This window comes from uncultured Brevundimonas sp. (assembly GCF_963974615.1).
Taxonomy (GTDB): Bacteria; Pseudomonadota; Alphaproteobacteria; order Caulobacterales; family Caulobacteraceae; genus Brevundimonas.
Genome location: NZ_CAXBDH010000010.1, coordinates 18,985 through 36,054, shown reverse-complemented (window position 1 = coordinate 36,054; position 17,070 = coordinate 18,985). Strand labels below are relative to the sequence as shown.

The 17,070-nt window shown below is 66.4% G+C and carries 17 protein-coding genes and 1 pseudogene; 14 read left to right on the top strand and 4 right to left on the bottom strand.

Annotated elements, in window-relative coordinates; all coding sequences use genetic code 11:
• Window positions 1-109 precede the first annotated feature (109 nt).
• Both AAC050_RS08315 and AAC050_RS08310 read left to right on the top strand, forming a co-directional pair.
• Complete coding sequence (locus tag AAC050_RS08315; RefSeq protein ID WP_339914611.1) at window positions 110-448, top strand: YMGG-like glycine zipper-containing protein; 339 nt, start codon at window positions 110-112, stop codon at window positions 446-448.
• Between the two features lie 190 nt (window positions 449-638).
• Window positions 639-2,804 (top strand): thioredoxin family protein, encoded by a 2,166-nt coding sequence (locus AAC050_RS08310; protein WP_339914610.1) that lies wholly within the window; start codon window positions 639-641, stop codon window positions 2,802-2,804.
• A gap of 317 nt (window positions 2,805-3,121) precedes the next feature.
• On the opposite strand, the gene AAC050_RS08305 is transcribed toward AAC050_RS08310, so the two are convergent.
• On the bottom strand, window positions 3,122-3,598 hold the full coding sequence (locus AAC050_RS08305) for a hypothetical protein (RefSeq protein ID WP_339914609.1): 477 nt from the start codon (window positions 3,596-3,598) through the stop codon (window positions 3,122-3,124).
• A 98-nt stretch (window positions 3,599-3,696) separates the two neighbouring features.
• Here AAC050_RS08305 and pgi point away from each other — a divergent pair, with 98 nt between their 5' ends.
• The 3 genes from pgi to AAC050_RS08290 all read left to right on the top strand — a co-directional run bounded on the left by pgi (window position 3,697) and on the right by AAC050_RS08290 (window position 6,829).
• Window positions 3,697-5,325, top strand: coding sequence for a glucose-6-phosphate isomerase (gene pgi, locus AAC050_RS08300; protein ID WP_339914608.1), 1,629 nt, complete (start codon window positions 3,697-3,699; stop codon window positions 5,323-5,325).
• A gap of 124 nt (window positions 5,326-5,449) precedes the next feature.
• Window positions 5,450-5,881: a hypothetical protein gene (locus AAC050_RS08295; protein WP_339914607.1), complete on the top strand. Its 432-nt coding sequence runs from the start codon at window positions 5,450-5,452 to the stop codon at window positions 5,879-5,881.
• A 399-nt stretch (window positions 5,882-6,280) separates the two neighbouring features.
• On the top strand, window positions 6,281-6,829 hold the full coding sequence (locus AAC050_RS08290) for a hypothetical protein (protein WP_339914606.1): 549 nt from the start codon (window positions 6,281-6,283) through the stop codon (window positions 6,827-6,829).
• Between the two features lie 185 nt (window positions 6,830-7,014).
• On the opposite strand, the gene AAC050_RS08285 is transcribed toward AAC050_RS08290, so the two are convergent.
• A complete protein-coding gene (locus tag AAC050_RS08285) occupies window positions 7,015-7,599 on the bottom strand; it encodes a hypothetical protein (RefSeq protein WP_339914605.1) in 585 nt (194 codons plus the stop codon).
• Between the two features lie 291 nt (window positions 7,600-7,890).
• On the opposite strand from AAC050_RS08285, the gene AAC050_RS08280 reads away from it, so the two are divergent.
• The 7 genes and pseudogenes from AAC050_RS08280 (at window position 7,891) to AAC050_RS08250 (ending at window position 14,536) form a co-directional block, all read left to right on the top strand.
• Window positions 7,891-8,178 carry a co-chaperone GroES gene (locus AAC050_RS08280; protein WP_339914604.1) on the top strand — a complete coding sequence of 96 codons (288 nt, stop codon included), beginning with the start codon at window positions 7,891-7,893 and terminating at the stop codon, window positions 8,176-8,178.
• A gap of 56 nt (window positions 8,179-8,234) precedes the next feature.
• Window positions 8,235-9,881 carry a chaperonin GroEL gene (groL, locus tag AAC050_RS08275; protein ID WP_339914603.1) on the top strand — a complete coding sequence of 549 codons (1,647 nt, stop codon included), beginning with the start codon at window positions 8,235-8,237 and terminating at the stop codon, window positions 9,879-9,881.
• 340 nt (window positions 9,882-10,221) lie between these two features.
• On the top strand, window positions 10,222-11,133 hold the full coding sequence (locus AAC050_RS08270) for a retron St85 family effector protein (RefSeq protein WP_339914602.1): 912 nt from the start codon (window positions 10,222-10,224) through the stop codon (window positions 11,131-11,133).
• Window positions 11,123-12,073, top strand: a complete 951-nt coding sequence (locus AAC050_RS08265; RefSeq protein WP_339914601.1) for a retron St85 family RNA-directed DNA polymerase — start codon at window positions 11,123-11,125, stop codon at window positions 12,071-12,073. The genes AAC050_RS08270 and AAC050_RS08265 overlap by 11 nt, the downstream gene beginning before the upstream one ends.
• Before the next feature lie 276 nt (window positions 12,074-12,349).
• On the top strand, window positions 12,350-12,868 hold the full coding sequence (locus AAC050_RS08260; protein ID WP_339914600.1) for a hypothetical protein: 519 nt from the start codon (window positions 12,350-12,352) through the stop codon (window positions 12,866-12,868).
• A 61-nt stretch (window positions 12,869-12,929) separates the two neighbouring features.
• Window positions 12,930-13,457 (top strand): annotated as a pseudogene (locus tag AAC050_RS08255) (terminase family protein); the annotation flags it as partial.
• 617 nt (window positions 13,458-14,074) lie between these two features.
• Entirely contained in the window at window positions 14,075-14,536 is a 462-nt protein-coding gene (locus AAC050_RS08250) for a hypothetical protein (RefSeq protein ID WP_339914599.1), read from the top strand.
• Between the two features lie 175 nt (window positions 14,537-14,711).
• Here AAC050_RS08250 and AAC050_RS08245 read toward each other — a convergent pair whose 3' ends face one another.
• Window positions 14,712-15,461, bottom strand: a complete 750-nt coding sequence (locus AAC050_RS08245; protein WP_339914598.1) for a hypothetical protein — start codon at window positions 15,459-15,461, stop codon at window positions 14,712-14,714.
• Between the two features lie 108 nt (window positions 15,462-15,569).
• On the opposite strand from AAC050_RS08245, the gene AAC050_RS08240 reads away from it, so the two are divergent.
• Window positions 15,570-15,920 (top strand): cupredoxin domain-containing protein, encoded by a 351-nt coding sequence (locus AAC050_RS08240; protein WP_339914597.1) that lies wholly within the window; start codon window positions 15,570-15,572, stop codon window positions 15,918-15,920.
• 2 nt (window positions 15,921-15,922) lie between these two features.
• Window positions 15,923-16,759 carry an FTR1 family protein gene (locus AAC050_RS08235; RefSeq protein ID WP_339914596.1) on the top strand — a complete coding sequence of 279 codons (837 nt, stop codon included), beginning with the start codon at window positions 15,923-15,925 and terminating at the stop codon, window positions 16,757-16,759.
• A gap of 139 nt (window positions 16,760-16,898) precedes the next feature.
• On the opposite strand, the gene AAC050_RS08230 is transcribed toward AAC050_RS08235, so the two are convergent.
• Window positions 16,899-17,060 (bottom strand): hypothetical protein, encoded by a 162-nt coding sequence (locus AAC050_RS08230; protein ID WP_339914595.1) that lies wholly within the window; start codon window positions 17,058-17,060, stop codon window positions 16,899-16,901.
• Between the last annotated feature and the right edge of the window lie 10 nt (window positions 17,061-17,070).

Sequence of the window (17,070 nt, the reverse complement as noted above, 5' to 3'; positions counted from 1 at the left end):
AATACAGCCTATTACAGCCACGTTACGCATCATAGCGCGGGAACCTCTACAATGATCCAGCGTTCTCTCCCACGGGGCGAACCCAGTATTGGCATTGAAGGACAGCAACATGATTAAGGCAGTCGTCGCGATTGCAGCCGCGGGCCTGATGGCCACCGCCTGCACCACCGATCCCTACGGAAATAACGAGACCCTGCGCCAAGGGACTATCGGTGCCGGCATTGGTGCCGTCGCCGGAGCCATCATCGGTAACAATGTCGGCGACGGCAATGCCGGCCGTGGCGCGGCTATCGGGGCTGTCGTCGGCGGGGCCGCCGGGGCCATTCGCGGCTCGCAGCAGGACCGGTCCAACCAGCAACGCTATCGCGACAGCTCCGGTCGCTATTACTATTGCTACGATAACCGTCAGACCGAATGTTATTGGGAAGATGGCCAGCGCCGTTACTAGGGCTGGACGCAAGGGCCTGATCTGATCAGGCTTGAAATTGAGGGCGGTCCACCATCTGGCGGGCCGCCCTTTTTTTGGTCGGAACCGGGTCCCGGGACGGGGTTTGGCCGCGGCGGTCGGTCGCGGCCGGTGGTTCCGGGCGGCGGGCTTGGCTAAGGTCGCCGCTGCTTCGACTGCCGGACATCCTGTTTTGCGCCAATTTATCATTCTTCTGACCTGTCTGGTGCTGGGAACGGCCGGGCCGGCGGTGGCCCAGCCCGTCAGCCGGGTGCCGGACACGGCGTCGCCGGGACCGGTGTCGACGCCGCGGATCGAGGCCGAGCTGGTGCCCATGTCGGCCTGGGCGGCCCCGGGGTCGACGGCGGTCGTTGCGGTTCGACAGGTGATTCAGCCCGGCTGGCATACCTATTGGCGCAATCCGGGCGATTCCGGCGGGGCGACGACGCTGGACTGGCGGCTGCCCGCGGGGGTCGAGGCCGGAGCGATCGTCTGGCCCCTGCCCCGGCAGCAGCGCCTGCAGGGTCTGATGAATTACGGCTATTCCGGCGAGGTCTATCTGCCGGTGCCGGTCCAGATCCCCCCGACCGCACGGGCGGGGACAAGCGTGCCGCTGACCGTTCAGGCCCTGTTTCTGGTGTGCAGCGCCGAGATGTGTGTGCCGGACGAACTGACGCTGCGGCTCGACCTGCCGGTCCGCGATGGGGCCGCGCCGCTGGACCGTCGCCATGGCGAGGCGATTCGCCGGGTTCTCGAGACCGCGCCGCGCCCCGCTGGAATCCGGGCCCATGCGACGCTGGATGGCGGGGTCCTGACCCTGACCGCGAGCGGCGGACCGCTGGCCGGGGTCGATCCCGGGCCGGTCTATTTCTTTCCCTTTCGCAGTGACCTGATCTCCCACCCGGCGGCACAGACGGGCGAGCGGGGTCCGCAGGGCCTGACCCTGAGGCTGCAGCCCGACACCGATCTGATGGCGACAGGGTTGGCCGGGCCGGTCGAGGGGGTGTTGTCGACGGGCGTCGGGGCGTTCGAAATCGTGGCTGAACCGGGTCCGCCGCTGGCCGGAACCGGCGGCGGGGCCGTGCTGCGTTCGGGGGAGGTGGACATGGTCGCCGGCCCCGGCGGTCTGGCCGTCTTTGCCCGGGCCGTGCTGTTCGCCCTGATCGGCGGGGTGATCCTGAATCTGATGCCCTGCGTGTTTCCGATTCTGGCCATGAAGGCCGCGGCCCTGACCGCTTCGGCCCATGCGCCGCAGCACGCCCGTCGCGACGGGCTGGCCTTCCTCGCCGGCGTGCTGGTCACCTTCCTGATCCTGGCGGGGATGATGCTGGTCCTGCGCGCCGCCGGAGACGCGGTCGGCTGGGGGTTCCAGCTGCAGTCGCCGGGCGTCATCGCCGCCCTGGCGTTGTTGATGCTCGCGGTCGGTTTCAACCTGTCGGGCGTGTTTCAGATCGGGGCGGGCCTGCAGGGCGCGGGTTCGGGGCCACTGGCGCGGTTGTCGGGCGGACTGGGCGCCTTTTTCACCGGAGTGCTGGCCGTGGTCGTGGCCGCGCCCTGCACCGCCCCCTTCATGGCGGTTGCTCTCGGGGCGGCGCTGCTGATGCCCTGGCCGATGACGCTGGCGGTGTTTCTGGCCCTGGGGCTGGGTCTCGCCCTGCCCTATGTCGCCGTCAGCCTGTCGCCGGGTCTGCTGGCACGACTGCCGCGTCCGGGCCCGTGGATGGAGCGGCTGAAATCGCTGCTGGCCTTCCCGATGTACGCGACCGCCCTGTGGCTGGTGTGGGTGTTCGCGCGCCAGACCGGCGGCGAGGCTCTGGCGCTGTTGTTTGCGGCCGGTCTGCTGCTGGCCTTCAGTCTGTGGCTGTTCGGGATCGTTCAGGGCGCGCGGGCCGCCGGGGCGCGGGGCCTGATTCCCGCCGTGGCGGCCGGTCTGGGACTGGTCGCCGCCGTCGTCCTGACCGTGATGGCCGTGGCCGCGCCGCGTGAGCCGGTGGCTGCGGATACTGGCAGCGCCCGGGCCGGAATGCCCTGGTCAGAGGCCGCGGTCGCGGCAACCCGGGCGGACGGTCGTCCGGTGCTGGTGAATTTTACGGCCGACTGGTGTGTGACCTGCAAGATCAACGAGCGGGCGGCGCTGGACTCGCCCCGCGTGATCGCGGCGCTGGATCGGGCCAATGCCGTCTATCTGGTCGGGGACTGGACCCGGCGTGACGACGCCATCACCGCCGAGCTGCAACGGCACGGCCGCTCGGGCGTGCCCCTGTATCTGGTCTATGTGCCGGGACGGGCCGAACCGAGGGTCCTGCCGCAACTGCTGACCGAGGGGGTCATCCTCGACGCCCTGAAGGGGGTGGAGTGAGCCCTCTCCCATTGGGAGAGGGCTTGAGCCTCCGGGAGCGCAGCGATCGGGAAGGCGAAAGGGTGTGGGTCGAGTGCTGGCGGTCGGCGAAGCCGCGGCAGGACCGGAGCGGCGGCTTACGCCGACGGATGCAGTCGACCCTCATCCGGCCCTCCGGGCCACCTTCTCCCAATGGGAGAAGGGACGGGAACTAGATATCCAGCCGCCTTGCATGATCCCGGACCGCCGCGATGATGTGGTCGGGCGTGCCGTCCGGTTGTGATCGACGCGTTGACGGACAGTCGCCGATCCCTCTCCCACCGGGAGAGGGTGTGTTGTCAGGATTCCGGTTGTGGCGGGGCGGTGATGACCTCGACGTTGTCGTTCAGCAGATAGGACAGTTCCGACAGGGCCACGGCGCGGGCCGGGGCGGTGGCGGCGGTCTCGACCGCTTCGACCTTCTTCGGAATGTCTTCCGAGATGCCGCGCAGGATGCATTTCAGATCGCCGTCGGTGCCGCGATCACGCAGGATGATGTGGCCCTGCATGTCGATGTCGGCCAGTTCGGCGGCCCGGGCCTTGAAGCCGGCGAAGACATCGCCGGTCAGGAAGCCGCTCTGGTCGGCGGCCCCGTTGGCGGCCCAGCCGTCGACCTCGGCCTTGAGCGCTCCGGAGCGGGCGACGATGTCGGCGAACAGCGGCTCACCCGCCACGGAGACCGGCGCATCGACCGCGGCGGGCGGCTGGGCGGCGGCCAGGGCGACGTCGGGATTGGTGAGCATCAGCATGGAAGCGATGGCGAGACCACAGGACATGGCAGACCTCTCGGGACAGAATTCGCGAATCAGCGGTTGAACCGGCTTACGCCTGACCCGTAAACGAGAGCTTGATCGCCGTCCCGGAGTTGGCCGTTATGCCTGTGACATCTCATCGCGCCCGGGCCCTGGCGGCCCTCGAAACCGTTGCGCGGGCCGACGGCGCGACCCCGATCCTCGATCAATTCGCCGCCGACGCCGGACGGATGGACCGATTGTCCGTCGAGGCCGCCGGCCTGTGGCTGGACCTGTCGAAACAGAGCTGGAGCCGCGCGGGTCTGGACGCGGCGCTGGATCTGGCCCGGGAATGTGACGTCGAGGGCCGCCGCGCCGCCCTGTTCGCGGGCGAGGCGGTCAACGGCACCGAGGGGCGGGCGGTGCTGCATCCGGCGCTGCGGGCCGCGCCCGGGGCTGACTTCCATGCCATGGGTGAGCCGGTGTCCGCCGAAGTCGCCGCGGTGCGTCAGGCCATCGCCGCCTATGCTACGGCCGTGCGGACCGGGCGGGAGACCGGCGCGACCGGCAAGCCGTTCCGGACGGTGGTCCACGTCGGCATCGGGGGATCCGATCTGGGACCGCGACTGGTGTGGGAGGCGTTGCGGCCGCTGAATCCGGACATCGATCTGAGGTTCGTCGCCAATATCGACCCGCGCGACATGGCCGAAGCCCTGACCGGGCTGGACCCCGAGACCACGCTGGTGGTGGTGGTGTCCAAGACCTTCACCACCCAGGAAACCCTGGCCAATGCCGAGCGGGCCAAGGCCTGGCTGGCCGGGGCCCTGCCCGAGGCCGGGCGCGAGCGGCATTTCATCGGCGTCACCGCCGCGCCGGAGCGGGCCGAGGCTTTCGGTTGCGGGCGCAGCTTCGCCTTCCGTGACTGGGTCGGGGGGCGCTATTCCCTGTGGTCGGCGGTCAGCCTGTCCTGTGCCGTCGCGCTCGGTCCCGAAGTGTTTGAGGGCCTGCTGGCCGGGGCGGCGGCGATGGACGATCATTTCGTTGCGGCCCCGCTGGATCGCAACGCCCCGGCGCTGCTGGCCCTGGCCCAGGTGTTCAATGTCGCGGGACTGAAGCGCCCGGCCCGCACCGTGGCCCCCTATGCCCATGCCCTGCGCCGCCTGCCGGCCTTCCTGCAGCAGCTGGAGATGGAGTCGAACGGCAAGGGCGTGCGCCGCGACGGCTCACCGGTCGATACGCCGACCGGACCGGTGGTGTTCGGCGAGCCCGGCACCAACGGCCAGCACGCCTTCTTCCAGCAGATCCATCAGGGACCCGAGGTGGTGCCGGCCGAATTCATCATCGTGCGTCACACCGGGGAGGACGATGCCGGGATCGGTGACGCCCCCCTGTGGTCGAACGCCCTGGCCCAGGCCCAGGCCTTGATGGTCGGCAAGAGCGCGGCCGTGGCCCGGGCCGAACTGCTGATCGCCGGAGCCGAGGCCGCCGAGGCCGACCGTCTGGCCCCGCACAAGGCCTTTCCCGGCAACCGGCCCTCGACCACCATCGTGCTGGCGCGGCTGACGCCGGAGACCCTGGGGGCCCTGCTGGCCCTGTATGAGCACAAGACCTTCGTCGAGGGCGTGATCTGGGACATCAACAGCTTCGACCAGTGGGGCGTCGAACTGGGCAAGGTGCTGGCGACGGCGATCCTGAAGGATGTGAAGGCGGGGAAGCCGTCGGCCGGGCTGGATCCGTCGACGGCGGGGCTGTTGAAGCGGCTGCTGGGGTGAGGGGCGAGCGGACGGGCGAGCGGACTGTCCGCTTCGGGGGGACTGACTGTCGACCGTGGGTGGTCAGCGGACCTTAACGCCTTCGAGCGAAGCTACTTGTAAAGGGCAGCGTGGAGACCATTCGATGAGCCAGCCGTTCTCGCTCGTTGTCGGCATTGTGCTGCTCAACGTCAGCATGCCAGTCGCAGCTTTCGCCTGCAGCCCGCCCGCTTTCGTCGCGCCCGAACCGAGCCAGGCCACGGTTGACGAAGTCGCCTTCCGGATATTTCAGGATTCAGACTACCTGGCGGAAGTCATTGTAGAGCGCTCTCCGCGCTTCCGGCTTCGCAACGAATCGGGATCGCCGCCTCCCGGAAGACTCCGGGTGGTCAACGTAATCAAGGGCGCGCCGCCGTCTATAATCATTGTTATGGCCGACCCTTGCCTGGCCTATTTCCAGACCAGAGGCGAGCGCCTCATCGTCGCCCACAGTCGGAACTACCCCCTAACGATGACGGAGCGCCAAGCTGCATCCTTACGACGACGCGGCTTAGGCGACTGGTCAAGAATCCGCTGAGGGTCGATAGCGGCCTATCGACATGCTCAGCGGTCTGGTCACCTTGTCATCCCGGACGTCGCGTAGCGGCGATCCGGGACGGCATACTCCCATGTGCTCGGGCCTTCCGGAAATCGCGGCGCGATTGTCCGGGAGACGGGTTCGGCCACGTTGGATCCTGACCTGTCTCCCGGATAGCGGCTGACGCCGCTTCCGGGAGGGTCGGGCTGGGGCGGTCAAGCGTCCCGGATAGCGCCTTCGGCGCTTCCGGGATGACAAGGGCGTAGCGGTGTCGTGCGGACAACGCCGACGGGTCGAAAGCGGACCTTAACCTTCCGCCGCAGAAACTCCCTTGATGAGCGGGCGCGGATTCGGATGACAGCCTATCGATTAGTGGCGGCTGCTACAGCGGCGATATCCTTGCTGACCGTGGCTTCGGCTGACGCCTGCCCGGTTTACATAGAGCCGAAGCTGAGCGATGCGCGGCAGGCCGATGCTGTCGTCGTGGGCTACGTCACGAAGGATGTTCGCGCGACCGACCGGGCGCGATTGACGGTCGAGATCAACCACATCATCGCGGGGACGGTGCCGTCAGCGGTCACGGTTTACTGGTATCGAGAGATAAACAACGGGCCGCCTGAACGTATCAGCGGCGGCTATGTTTTCGCGCTTCGCAAACTGCCGCCTTCGATGTCGGCGGACGGCGTCGACGCCTATGCCGTCATGCAGGGCGTCTGTTCCGGCGCACTGGTCTTCCGACGCGGCAGCACCCAAGCGAACGCCATTCGCGAGATGTTCGGTCTGGAGCCGGAGCCTCTGGAGCCGCCGCCCGAAACATTCGTGGAGTCGTTCAAGGCCGCCCTGATTTCAGGGCCAGCACTGATCGTATTCGGGCTTCTGACCACGGGTGCCACGTTCACGGGAGTTGCGCTTTGGCGCAGAAGGCGACGGCCTCGGGGGCAACCCTAGCGGCCTGCGCCGAATGCGGATGATCGACCCTCACCCTTGAGCGCAAGGACGACGGCTTCGCCGCCGCGCGCTCAAGCCCTCTCCCAATGGGAGAGGGAAGACAGAAAAAGGCGGCTCCCGTTTCAGGGGGCCGCCTTTTTCGCCCGTCCGGTCAAAGACGACGCGACCGGACGTAGGGAGTCTGACTACCAGCGGCGATCGTAGCGATAGTTGCGGTCGCGGCTGTTGATGCCGTGCTCGCGTTCCCAGTGACCCTGGTTCCGGTAGCAACGGTTGTCGCGATAGTAGCTGCAATCCCGGCGGTCACGCGTCGCGGTGCCGGTCGTGCCGTAGCCGTAGCCGCTGCCGTAGGTGTTGCCGTAAGCGTTGCCATAGGCATTCCCGTAGCCGTTGTCGTAGGTGTAGCCGTAGCCACTGCGGCTGTTGATACCGTGCTCGCGTTCCCAATGGCCCTGGTTCCGGTAGCAGCGGTTGTCGCGGTAGTAGCTGCAGCGGTCATTGCTGCCGGCCGAGGCCCCGATCGCGGCACCCGCCAGGGCACCCCCGGCGACATAGGTGCTGTCACCATTGCCGAGCAGGGCACCGGCCACGGCCCCGATGGCGGCACCGACCAGAACACCTTGAGTTTGACTGTCCTGGGTGCGGCCACGGTCCTGGTCATAGGTGCGGTAGCGGCTCTGGGCGTCGGCCGGACCGGCGGCCATCAGGCCGAGGACCATGGCGCCGGCCACGGCCGGCGAGGCGAGTGCGAGTCTGGGGAATGTTTTCATGGTCCGTCCCTTCGGTTTGCGGTCGGCGGTGCGCCGGGGTTGGTGACACCATGGCAGGTCGCGCCTGAATGACCCTGCAGGGGGGTGTTCATCTCCTGTTCATCATGTCGGTCGGTGCGCGGACCCGGACGGGGGTCGCTGCGGACAGGATTATCCGCCCCGCCCTGCTTGACGATGCGACGTCGCCTCCCTACTTGCCAGTCGCGTTAGCACTCGCAGGCATCGGCTGCCAAAACCGGTCCCGAGGCGCTGGCGATGAATTCTAGAAGTCTTCAATCGGAGAATACACAGATGGCGTTTCGTCCTCTCGGCGATCGCGTGCTGGTCAAGCGCGTGGAAGAAGAATCCAAAACCAAGGGCGGGATCATCATCCCCGACACCGTCAAGGAAAAGCCCCAGGAGGGCGAGGTCATCTCGGTCGGTCCCGGTGGCCGCGACGAGGATGGCAAGCATGTCGCCATGGACCTGAAGGCCGGCGACCGCATCCTGTTCGGCAAATGGTCGGGCACCGAGGTCAAGATCGACGGTGACGACCTGATCATCATGAAAGAGTCGGACGTGCTGGGCGTGCTTTCGTAAGCACCGGCGTTTCCTAGACTTTTCCTCACACACTCTAGACACAGGAGCCGCCTCACATGGCTGCCAAACAAGTTCAGTTCTCCACCGAAGCCCGCGAGAAGATGCTGCGCGGCGTCAACGTCCTGGCCAATGCCGTCAAGGTCACGCTCGGCCCGAAAGGCCGCAACGTCATCATCCAGAAGTCGTTCGGCGCGCCGCGCTCGACCAAGGACGGCGTCTCGGTCGCCAAAGAGATCGAGCTGGAAGATCCGTTCGAGAACATGGGTGCCCAGCTGATCCGCGAAGTCGCCTCCAAGACCAATGACAAGGCCGGCGACGGCACCACCACCGCCACCGTCCTGGCCCAGTCGATCGTGCAGGAAGGCCTCAAGTCCGTCGCCGCCGGCATGAACCCGATGGATCTGAAGCGCGGCATCGACAAGGCCGTCGCCGCCGTCATCGCCGACATCAAGGCCTCGGCCAAGAAGGTCAGCGCCAACAGCGAAATCGCCCAGGTCGGCACCATCTCGGCCAACGGCGACGTCGAGGTCGGCGAAATGATCGCCAGGGCCATGGAAAAGGTCGGCAACGAAGGCGTCATCACGGTTGAAGAGGCCAAGACCGCCGAGACCGAGCTGGACGTCGTCGAAGGCATGCAGTTCGACCGCGGCTACCTGTCGCCCTATTTCATCACCAACGCCGACAAGATGGAGGTCCAGCTCGAGGAGCCTCTGATCCTGCTGTTCGAGAAGAAGCTGTCGAGCCTGCAGGCCATGCTGCCGATCCTGGAAGCCGTGGTCCAGAGCGGCCGCCCGCTGCTGATCATCGCCGAGGACATCGAGGGCGAGGCCCTGGCCACCCTGGTGGTCAACAAGCTGCGTGGCGGCCTGCGCGTCGCCGCCGTCAAGGCCCCGGGCTTCGGTGACCGCCGCAAGGCCATGCTGGAAGACATCGCCATCCTGACCGGTGGCCAGGTGATCTCGGAAGACCTCGGCATCAAGCTCGAGAACGTCACCCTCGACATGCTGGGCAAGGCCAAGAAGGTCACCATCACCAAGGACGACACCACCATCGTCGACGGCGTCGGTGAGAAGGCCACGATCGAGGCCCGTATCGGCCAGATCAAGAAGCAGATCGAGGACACCACCTCGGACTACGACAAGGAGAAGCTGCAGGAACGTCTGGCCAAGCTGGCCGGCGGCGTTGCCGTGATCCGCGTCGGCGGCTCGACCGAGGTCGAAGTGAAAGAGAAGAAGGACCGCGTCGACGACGCCCTCAACGCCACGCGCGCTGCCGTGGAAGAAGGCATCGTCCCCGGCGGCGGTATCGCCCTGCTGAAGGCGACCCGCGCCCTCGAAGGCCTCAAGGGTGACAATCCCGACCAGACGGCCGGCATCGCCATCATCCGTCGCGCCATCCAGGCCCCGATCCGCCAGATCGTCGAAAACGCCGGCGTCGAAGGCTCGATCGTGGTCGGCAAGGTGCTGGACAACAAGTCCGCCACCTACGGCTTCAACGCCCAGACCGAAGAATACGGTGACCTGGTCAAGATGGGGGTCATCGACCCCGCCAAGGTGGTTCGCACCGCCCTGCAGGACGCGGCCTCGGTCGCCGGCATCATGATCACCACCGAAGCCGCTGTGGCTGACGCCCCCAAGAAGGGCGGCGGCGGTGCCCCCGACATGGGCGGCATGGGCGGCGGCATGGGTGGCATGGACTTCTGATCCACATCCCCGGTGGAGGAGCGGGTCGCGTCAGCGGCCCGCGAGTCCGGGCCGGGGAGCCAGTCAGGCTGAACGAACAGAAGAGGGCGGTCCCAGCGATGGGGCCGCCCTTTTTGGTTGTGCAGATACGTATCCTGATGCAGGCTGAATCTACCTCTTAGCTGGGTGCTAACCCACGTTTGAGTGGGCGTGACACTCTATGCCTGGTGTACAGCCGGGCTGTATTTGATTGCGTAAATTTGGGCGCCGACTTCGGACTTCCGAGTCGACCCCGGCCTTACGTCTCGGCGCCGCCTCGGAAGCCCGAAGTCGGCCGCTCTCGGTAAGGGGTTGGACTGGATTGGATCACCCGCTTCGCTCAGATGCAAACAAGGCGCTGCGCCGGCGGGTGGTCCAACACCTCAAAGGGGGCTGCTCAGTTAAGCGGGCTGGAGACCTAGTCTTCGTTTGTGGTGGTACAGGCGATAGTTTTTTACGAACAAAATTTAGCGATTATTGTGCGGCGAACCACCCAAAGCTGAAATTGTTTCGGCCTGAGCACGCGATTAAGAATTATGCCGATGAACTGGCCGGGGGGGCGTTTGACCTAGGAAAGTTCGAGCTAATAATAGCCAAGCTTTCGCACGTCATAGTGCTGTTTCCAGAGGCCGCCGGTTCTTATGCGGAGGTGGGTCTTTTTTCTCAAATAAAGACATTCTACGAGCGAACGATACTTGTTCTTGATGGGCAGTATCAAGGAAAGGGCGGCTTTCTAAACCTTGGTCCGGCCAGGCAGTTTAGTGAGGGATCCGAATTTGGGTTGCCAATTGTAATTTCATACAGCGATCCGGATTTTGAGTTAATCGTGGACCGTATTAACGAGCGCCCTGTATCTTCATATATGAAAGCATTTATCCCCGGGGGGTTTGCCGATACGTCTGAGTATGAAAAATTATCTCTAGCTTATAAAATTGCGGATTTGCTGTCTATCGCGACCGAAGATGACGTGTTGTATTTATTTAACTCTATCTATAGCGGCAAGGCGAGTAGAAAAGCAGTAAAAGAGATGCTTTCTATATTAAGGGGGGCATCGTATTTGACGAGAATAGAGCCGTACGGGCACTACAAAATCGGTGGTGAAGTGGCAGGCTTTCTTCCAGCCAGAGAGGGCCGGAGAGATGAAGAGAGTTCTATTCGTCTTGAGCTAGCTAACCTCTTGCTAGCGTCTGACCCCGAATTCGGAGCAATACTGGAGTTGGCGCATGCTCCTTGAACGCCTAATGGGACGCACTAATCTTTCCGCCAATCAGCTGGAGCGGTACGCAAGTACTGCGTCGCGCCGTTACAAAGTATTTGAAATAGATAAACGCGGCACTGATGAGAAGCGAGTTATCGAGCAACCGAGCCGTGAAATTAAGGCGCTTCAACGGTGGATAGTAGCCGCTTTCATTAAAGGCCTACCGATCCATGTGGCGGCGACAGCCTATAAGAAGGGCGCTAGCATTCGCGCCAACGCTGAATTTCACCGAACGACGAGATACACAGTCAGGCTTGATTTCGAGAAGTTTTTTCCGTCGTTTCATGGCGGTCAGGTGGAGGCATTTATTGGTGATGCCGGCCTCAATCTGAATGAAGCGGACCTCTCATTTGTTCGGCGCATTTTGTGCCGCAACGACGCTTTGACGATCGGGGCCCCATCCTCGCCGGCTTTGACGAACGCGATGATGTACGGTTTCGATCATGATCTTTGGGCGTGGTGTGAAGAAAGAAATCTGATCTATACTCGTTATGCTGACGACATTTTCATATCGTCTTACGAGGCGAACGTGCTTGAAGGCGTATGTGAAAAGGTCTCAGAACTAGCGGGTAGTTTTGCCTACGCTAACCTTCATTTAAACCGAAAAAAGACCACGCATCTTTCAAGAAAATACCGGCGCTCCATAACTGGACTGGTCGTTACGCCCGATGAGAAAGTTTCAATAGGTCGCGGTCGCAAGAGAAGGTTGCGATCGGACATCTATCGCTTCATGTCACCAGAAAACGAGAGTGATCCTGCCGATCGTTCCAGAATCGCCGGTATGATCGCCTTCGCCAAGGACGTAGAGCCCGATTTTTATCAGCGACTGATCCAGAAGTACGGTGAAGCGGCTATCATGATCATTCTCAAGGGACCGTACATACGCGAACAAGACGATTTGTTTGACCTCGGATGAGAACGGCCCGCGACTGGCCACCGTCGCCAAGGTGCCAACCCCTCCACCGCTTCGCGGTCCCCATCCCCATCGCTGCGCGACAGGGAGGAGACGGGGGCGGGTCTGTGCGGGGGCGGGCCCCCTCCACCGCCGTTCCGGCGGTCCCCCTCCCCCGGTGGGGGAGGATTGGCGACGTTTCCGCCTAATTTTTGCGAAAAACCCGCGCCCGCTCAACGGTTTGACGGGTTCTGAGCGCCAATTTCCCGCCCCGGGTCCGGCCTGGCGGATAATGCGGGCATGACCCGATCGACACCCCTTCACCGCAAACCCTATCGCCGCCGCAACGAGGCCGAATGGGACGAGATGCGGCGGCTGTATCAGGCCGGGGCCACGGCCAGGGCCCTGGTTGAAAAATATGGCGGGACCGAGCGGACCCTGTATGCCCGCGCGCGCCGCGACGGCTGGCGGCGGATGGATGACCGGCCGCCGCTGACGGGGCTGTCGCCGGGTGAGGCGGATGCGGCGGTGCGGGTGCTGGGGGCTGAGGATGGTGTGGCGGCGGCCGATGCGCCGTGCCGGGCTCTGGCGGTGGATGCCTCGCTGGGGGAGGCGGCGCGGGCGGCGGCGCAGAGCGCGATCCGCATGCTGCGCGATCTGGAACCGGCGCGGGCCTACACCTATGCGCGGCTGGCCGGGACGCTGGAACGGCTGGCGCGCGGCGGGGCCGGAGGCGACGGCGACGGCGACGACGCCGACGGGACCGAGCGCGGGCGGCGGGCGGCGCTGGACTTTCTGCGGGGGGAGGGCGCGGGTTGAGCGATGATGCTCCCTTCCCCTCGAGGGGGGAAGGGTCGGGGATGGGGGTGAAGGCACGAGGGTGCCGGAGGGAACGCCGGAGACTCAGTCGGTCAGAGTGTCACCCCCACCCAACCCTCCCCCATCAAGGGGGAGGGCGCTCAATGCTGAACGGGCCGGGGCGGAGGCCTGGGACCGGGCGGCGCATGGCGGGCAGAGGGCGCCGGGCGGGGACTGGACCACCTGGTTGTTTCTGGGCGGGCGCGGGGCGGGCAAGACGCGGGCGGGGGCGGAATGGGTCTGGGGCGAGGCGGCGCGGCTGGCGCGGACGGTGGGGGCGGCCGGGCGCATCGCCCTGGTGGCGCCGACGCTGAACGACGCGCGGGCGGTGATGGTCGAGGGGCCGTCGGGGGTGCTGAACCTGCCGTTCCGCTCGGGCGCGCGATTCGAGCCGTCGCTGCGGCGGGTGGTGTTCCCGGGCGGGGTGCTGGGGCTGATCTTCTCGGCGCGGGAGCCTGAGCGGCTGCGCGGGCCGCAGTTTCACGCGGCCTGGGGGGATGAGTTCTGTGCGTGGGCGTATGGGGTGGAGACGCTCGCCATGCTGAGACTGGGGTTGAGGTTATCGGCGGGGGATGGCGAGCGAATTCTTGTTGGGCCGCGGTCGTCGGCCCTTCGGGACCTCCCGACCCGACGCGGCCTGGCGGCTTCGCCGCACGCTCACGGGGACGAGGGGGGTGACCGGGCTCAGGCACCGAGCGACCGCGTCGCGAGGGGTAGCCCTCCACGGTTGATGCTGACCTCGACGCCCAGGCCGGGGCGGTTGCTGAGGGGCGTGCTGGATGAGCCGGGGCTGGTGCGGAGCGATGCGCCGACGCGGGCCAATGCCGCCCACCTCGCCCCCGGATTTCTGGCGGCGATGCTGGATCTGTACGGCGGTACCCGACGGGCGGCGCAGGAGCTGGACGGGCGGGTGCTGGAGGTCGAAGGCGCGCTGTTCACCTATGCGGAGATCGAGAAGGCAAGAACGCTGGGACGGGAATGGGTCCCTGCTTTCGCGGGGATGAGCGGGGTGGGGGGGCCGGGCTCAAGTAGCCCGAAGGGCGATAGCCCCCAGGACATGGGCTCAAGTAGCGCGAAGCGCGATAGCCCCCTGGAATGTGTGGTGGTGGCTGTCGATCCCCCGCCGGACCCTTGTCGGGGCGGGCGCGGGATGCGTGCGGGATCGTGGTGGCCGGGCGGGCCGGGGAGCGGGTTCTGGTGCTGGCCGACCGGACGGTGCGGGGGCTGTCGCCCGAGGGCTGGGCCGGGCGGGTGCGGGCGGCGGTCGAGGCGTATGGGGCGCAGCGGGTGGTGGTCGAGACCAATCAGGGCGGGGCCATGGCCGGGGCGGTGCTGCGGGCGGCGGGGCTGACGGTGCCGATCCGGCGCGTGCATGCGGTGCTGGGCAAGGCGGCGCGGGCCGAGCCGGTGGCGGCCCTCTATGAACAGGGCCGGGTCGCCCATGCCGCCGGGCTGGAGGCGCTGGAAGAGGAGCTGTGCGGTCTGGGGGCCGAGGACAGCGGCCGCGCCAGCCCCGACCGGGCCGACGCCCTGGTCTGGGCGGTGACCGACCTGCTGCTGGAGCGGCGGGCGGGGCCGTCGGTGCGGGCGCTGGACTGGGGGCCGGGCTCAGGCGGGTGTTTGCGGTAGGCGCATTCCTGTTGGGCCGCGGTCAGAAGGCTTCGCCTTCTCGACCCGACGCGGCATTCTTGTTGGGCCGCGGTCGTCGGCCCCCCGATCAAGCCGGGGGGACCTCCCGACCCGACGCGGCTCTATGCTTGGGCCGCGGTCGTCGGCCCTCCGGGACCTCCCGACCCGACGCGACCTAGAACCGCTTTTCCAGCGCGACCAGCAGGCGGATCTGGCCGTCGGTATAGGCGCGGGCGGTGCCGGCGGCGAACAGGTAGCCGGCCTCGATCTCGAGCTCGGCGGGCAGCCACGACGGGTGGGTTTCCCATTTGGCCATCGGGCCGATGTAGTGGGCCTGACGGCCGCCGAGGGCGCCGGCCACGCCGAGGTCACCGAAGGCCTCGAGGCCGAGACGCAGATGGGGCGCGACCTCCCAGGTGGTCGAGGCGGCATAGCCGTATGCGGTGGTGTTCTCGCCGGGCCGGTCGGTCAGGGGCTTCTTCACCACCAGATTGAGCAGGGCCTGGAAATTGTCCTGCGTTTTGGCCAGCAGCAGCTTGCCCTCGACGACGCCGGATTCATTGTGGATGCGCTGTTCGTATTCGCCGTACAGGCCGACGTCGATGCCGAGGCCCGGGATCTGGCCGACATAGACGACGCCCTCAACGGCGATGGCGTCGAGCTTGCGCGCGGCCCCCGGCTCATCCTCGACCTCGGCCAGGACGGCGAGGCTGAAGCGGTCACTGAAGCCGTGCTCCAGCTCGAACACCGTGGTCTGGTCGCCGTCGGCGCTGCCGCCGGACAGACGGCCGCTGCGCACCTCCAGCTCGGTCAGGCCGTTGCTGACGTAGGGCGTGTAGACGGTCTGGCCCAGTCCGGGCTCGGCCACGGCCGCACCGGCCCAGCACAGCGCCACGGCGAGAACGCCTCCGGCCGCGGATCGCATGATGGTCATCTGTTCAGGTCCCTTAGTTGAGAAACAATCGCATATTCTGTCTTGCGAACGATTGTCAATCGCGGTAATCCCTCGGGCCTGTTTTTGGAGTGACTGATCATGAAGCGTCTGACTGTGCGGCTGCTGGCCGCAGCCCTGATATCCGGACTGGCCGCGACCGGCAGTCTCGCGGCCGGAGAGCCGACGGTGACACTGACGCTGCGGGACCATCGTTTCACGCCGGCGACGGTGACCGTGCCCGCCGGGCAGCGGGTGCAGGTGGTGCTGATCAATCACGACCGGGCCACTGAGGAGTTCGACAGCCACGACCTGCGCATCGAGAAGATGGTCACGCCGGGCGCGACCGTGCGCTTCTTCATCGGCCCGCTGCGGCCGGGCACCTATGATTTTGTCGGCGAATTCCACCCGCGCACGGCCCAGGGCCGGATCGTCGCCGTCGCGGCGCAATAGTCATGCTGGCCGCGCTTCTGATTGTCTTTCGCGAGGTCCTTGAGGCGGGGCTGATCATCGGCATCGTGCTGGCGGCGACCGCCGGCACGCCGGGACGGCTGCGCTTTATCGGCTACGGGGCCGCCGGGGGTCTGGCCGGGGCCGGGCTGCTGGCGCTGTTCGCCAGACAGCTGGCCGGGGCCTTCGCCGGCGCGGGTCAGGACGTGTTCAACGCCGTGGTGCTGGGCACCGCGGTGCTGATGCTGGCCTGGCATACGGTGTGGATGGCGCGGCACGCCCGGGCCCTGTCGCAGGAGATGGGCGCGCTGGGCCGGTCGGTGGCCGTGGGCGAACGGGCGATGACGGCTCTGGCGGTGGTGATCGGGGTGGCGATCCTGCGCGAAGGGGCCGAGGTGGTGCTGTTCCTGTTCGGGATCGTCGTCTCCGGCGGCGAGGCCCCGGCGGCGGTGCTGCTGGGTGGCGTGGGCGGTATCGTTGTCGGCGGCCTGTTGTCGTGGCTGATCTATCGCGGCCTGCTGATCATTCCGACGCGCCGGCTGTTCGGGGTCACCAACCTGCTGCTGAGCCTGCTGGCGGCCGGCATGGCGGGTCAGGCGGCGGTCTATCTGGTCCGGGCCGGACTGGTGTCGCCGTTCGGCGACCAGTTGTGGGACACCTCCGCCTGGTTGCCCGACAACGGCCTGATCGGGCGATCGCTGCACGTGCTGGTCGGCTATTCGGATCGCCCGATGGGGATTCAGCTGGCCGTCTATGCCGCGGTGCTGGTGACCCTGCTGGTGCTGCAGCGGACCCTCGCGCCGCCCACCGCAGGGTCGGTGGTCGTGTCCACCGCCCGCTGAACCGGTGTGTGGCTGGTCCGGCCTTTCGGTCCCGGGCGTTCTAGCCGCATTTTTCTTGGGCCGCGGCCAGAAGGCTCCGCCTTCTCGACCCGACGCGGCCTGGCGACCGCGTCGCGCGCGCTAGCGCCAAAAGACGGAGCTAGCCCTGGGGGCCGCCGTCTTCGGGCGGGCCGTCTTCTTCTTTTTCGGCCTTGGCGGCGGCGCGCTTTTCGGCCTTGGCGGCGGCTTTTTCAGCGGCTTTCTTGGCGTCGGCGCGGTCGCGCTCCTGACGTTCGAAACTGTAGTTGGGCTTACGGGCCATGGGCATTCCT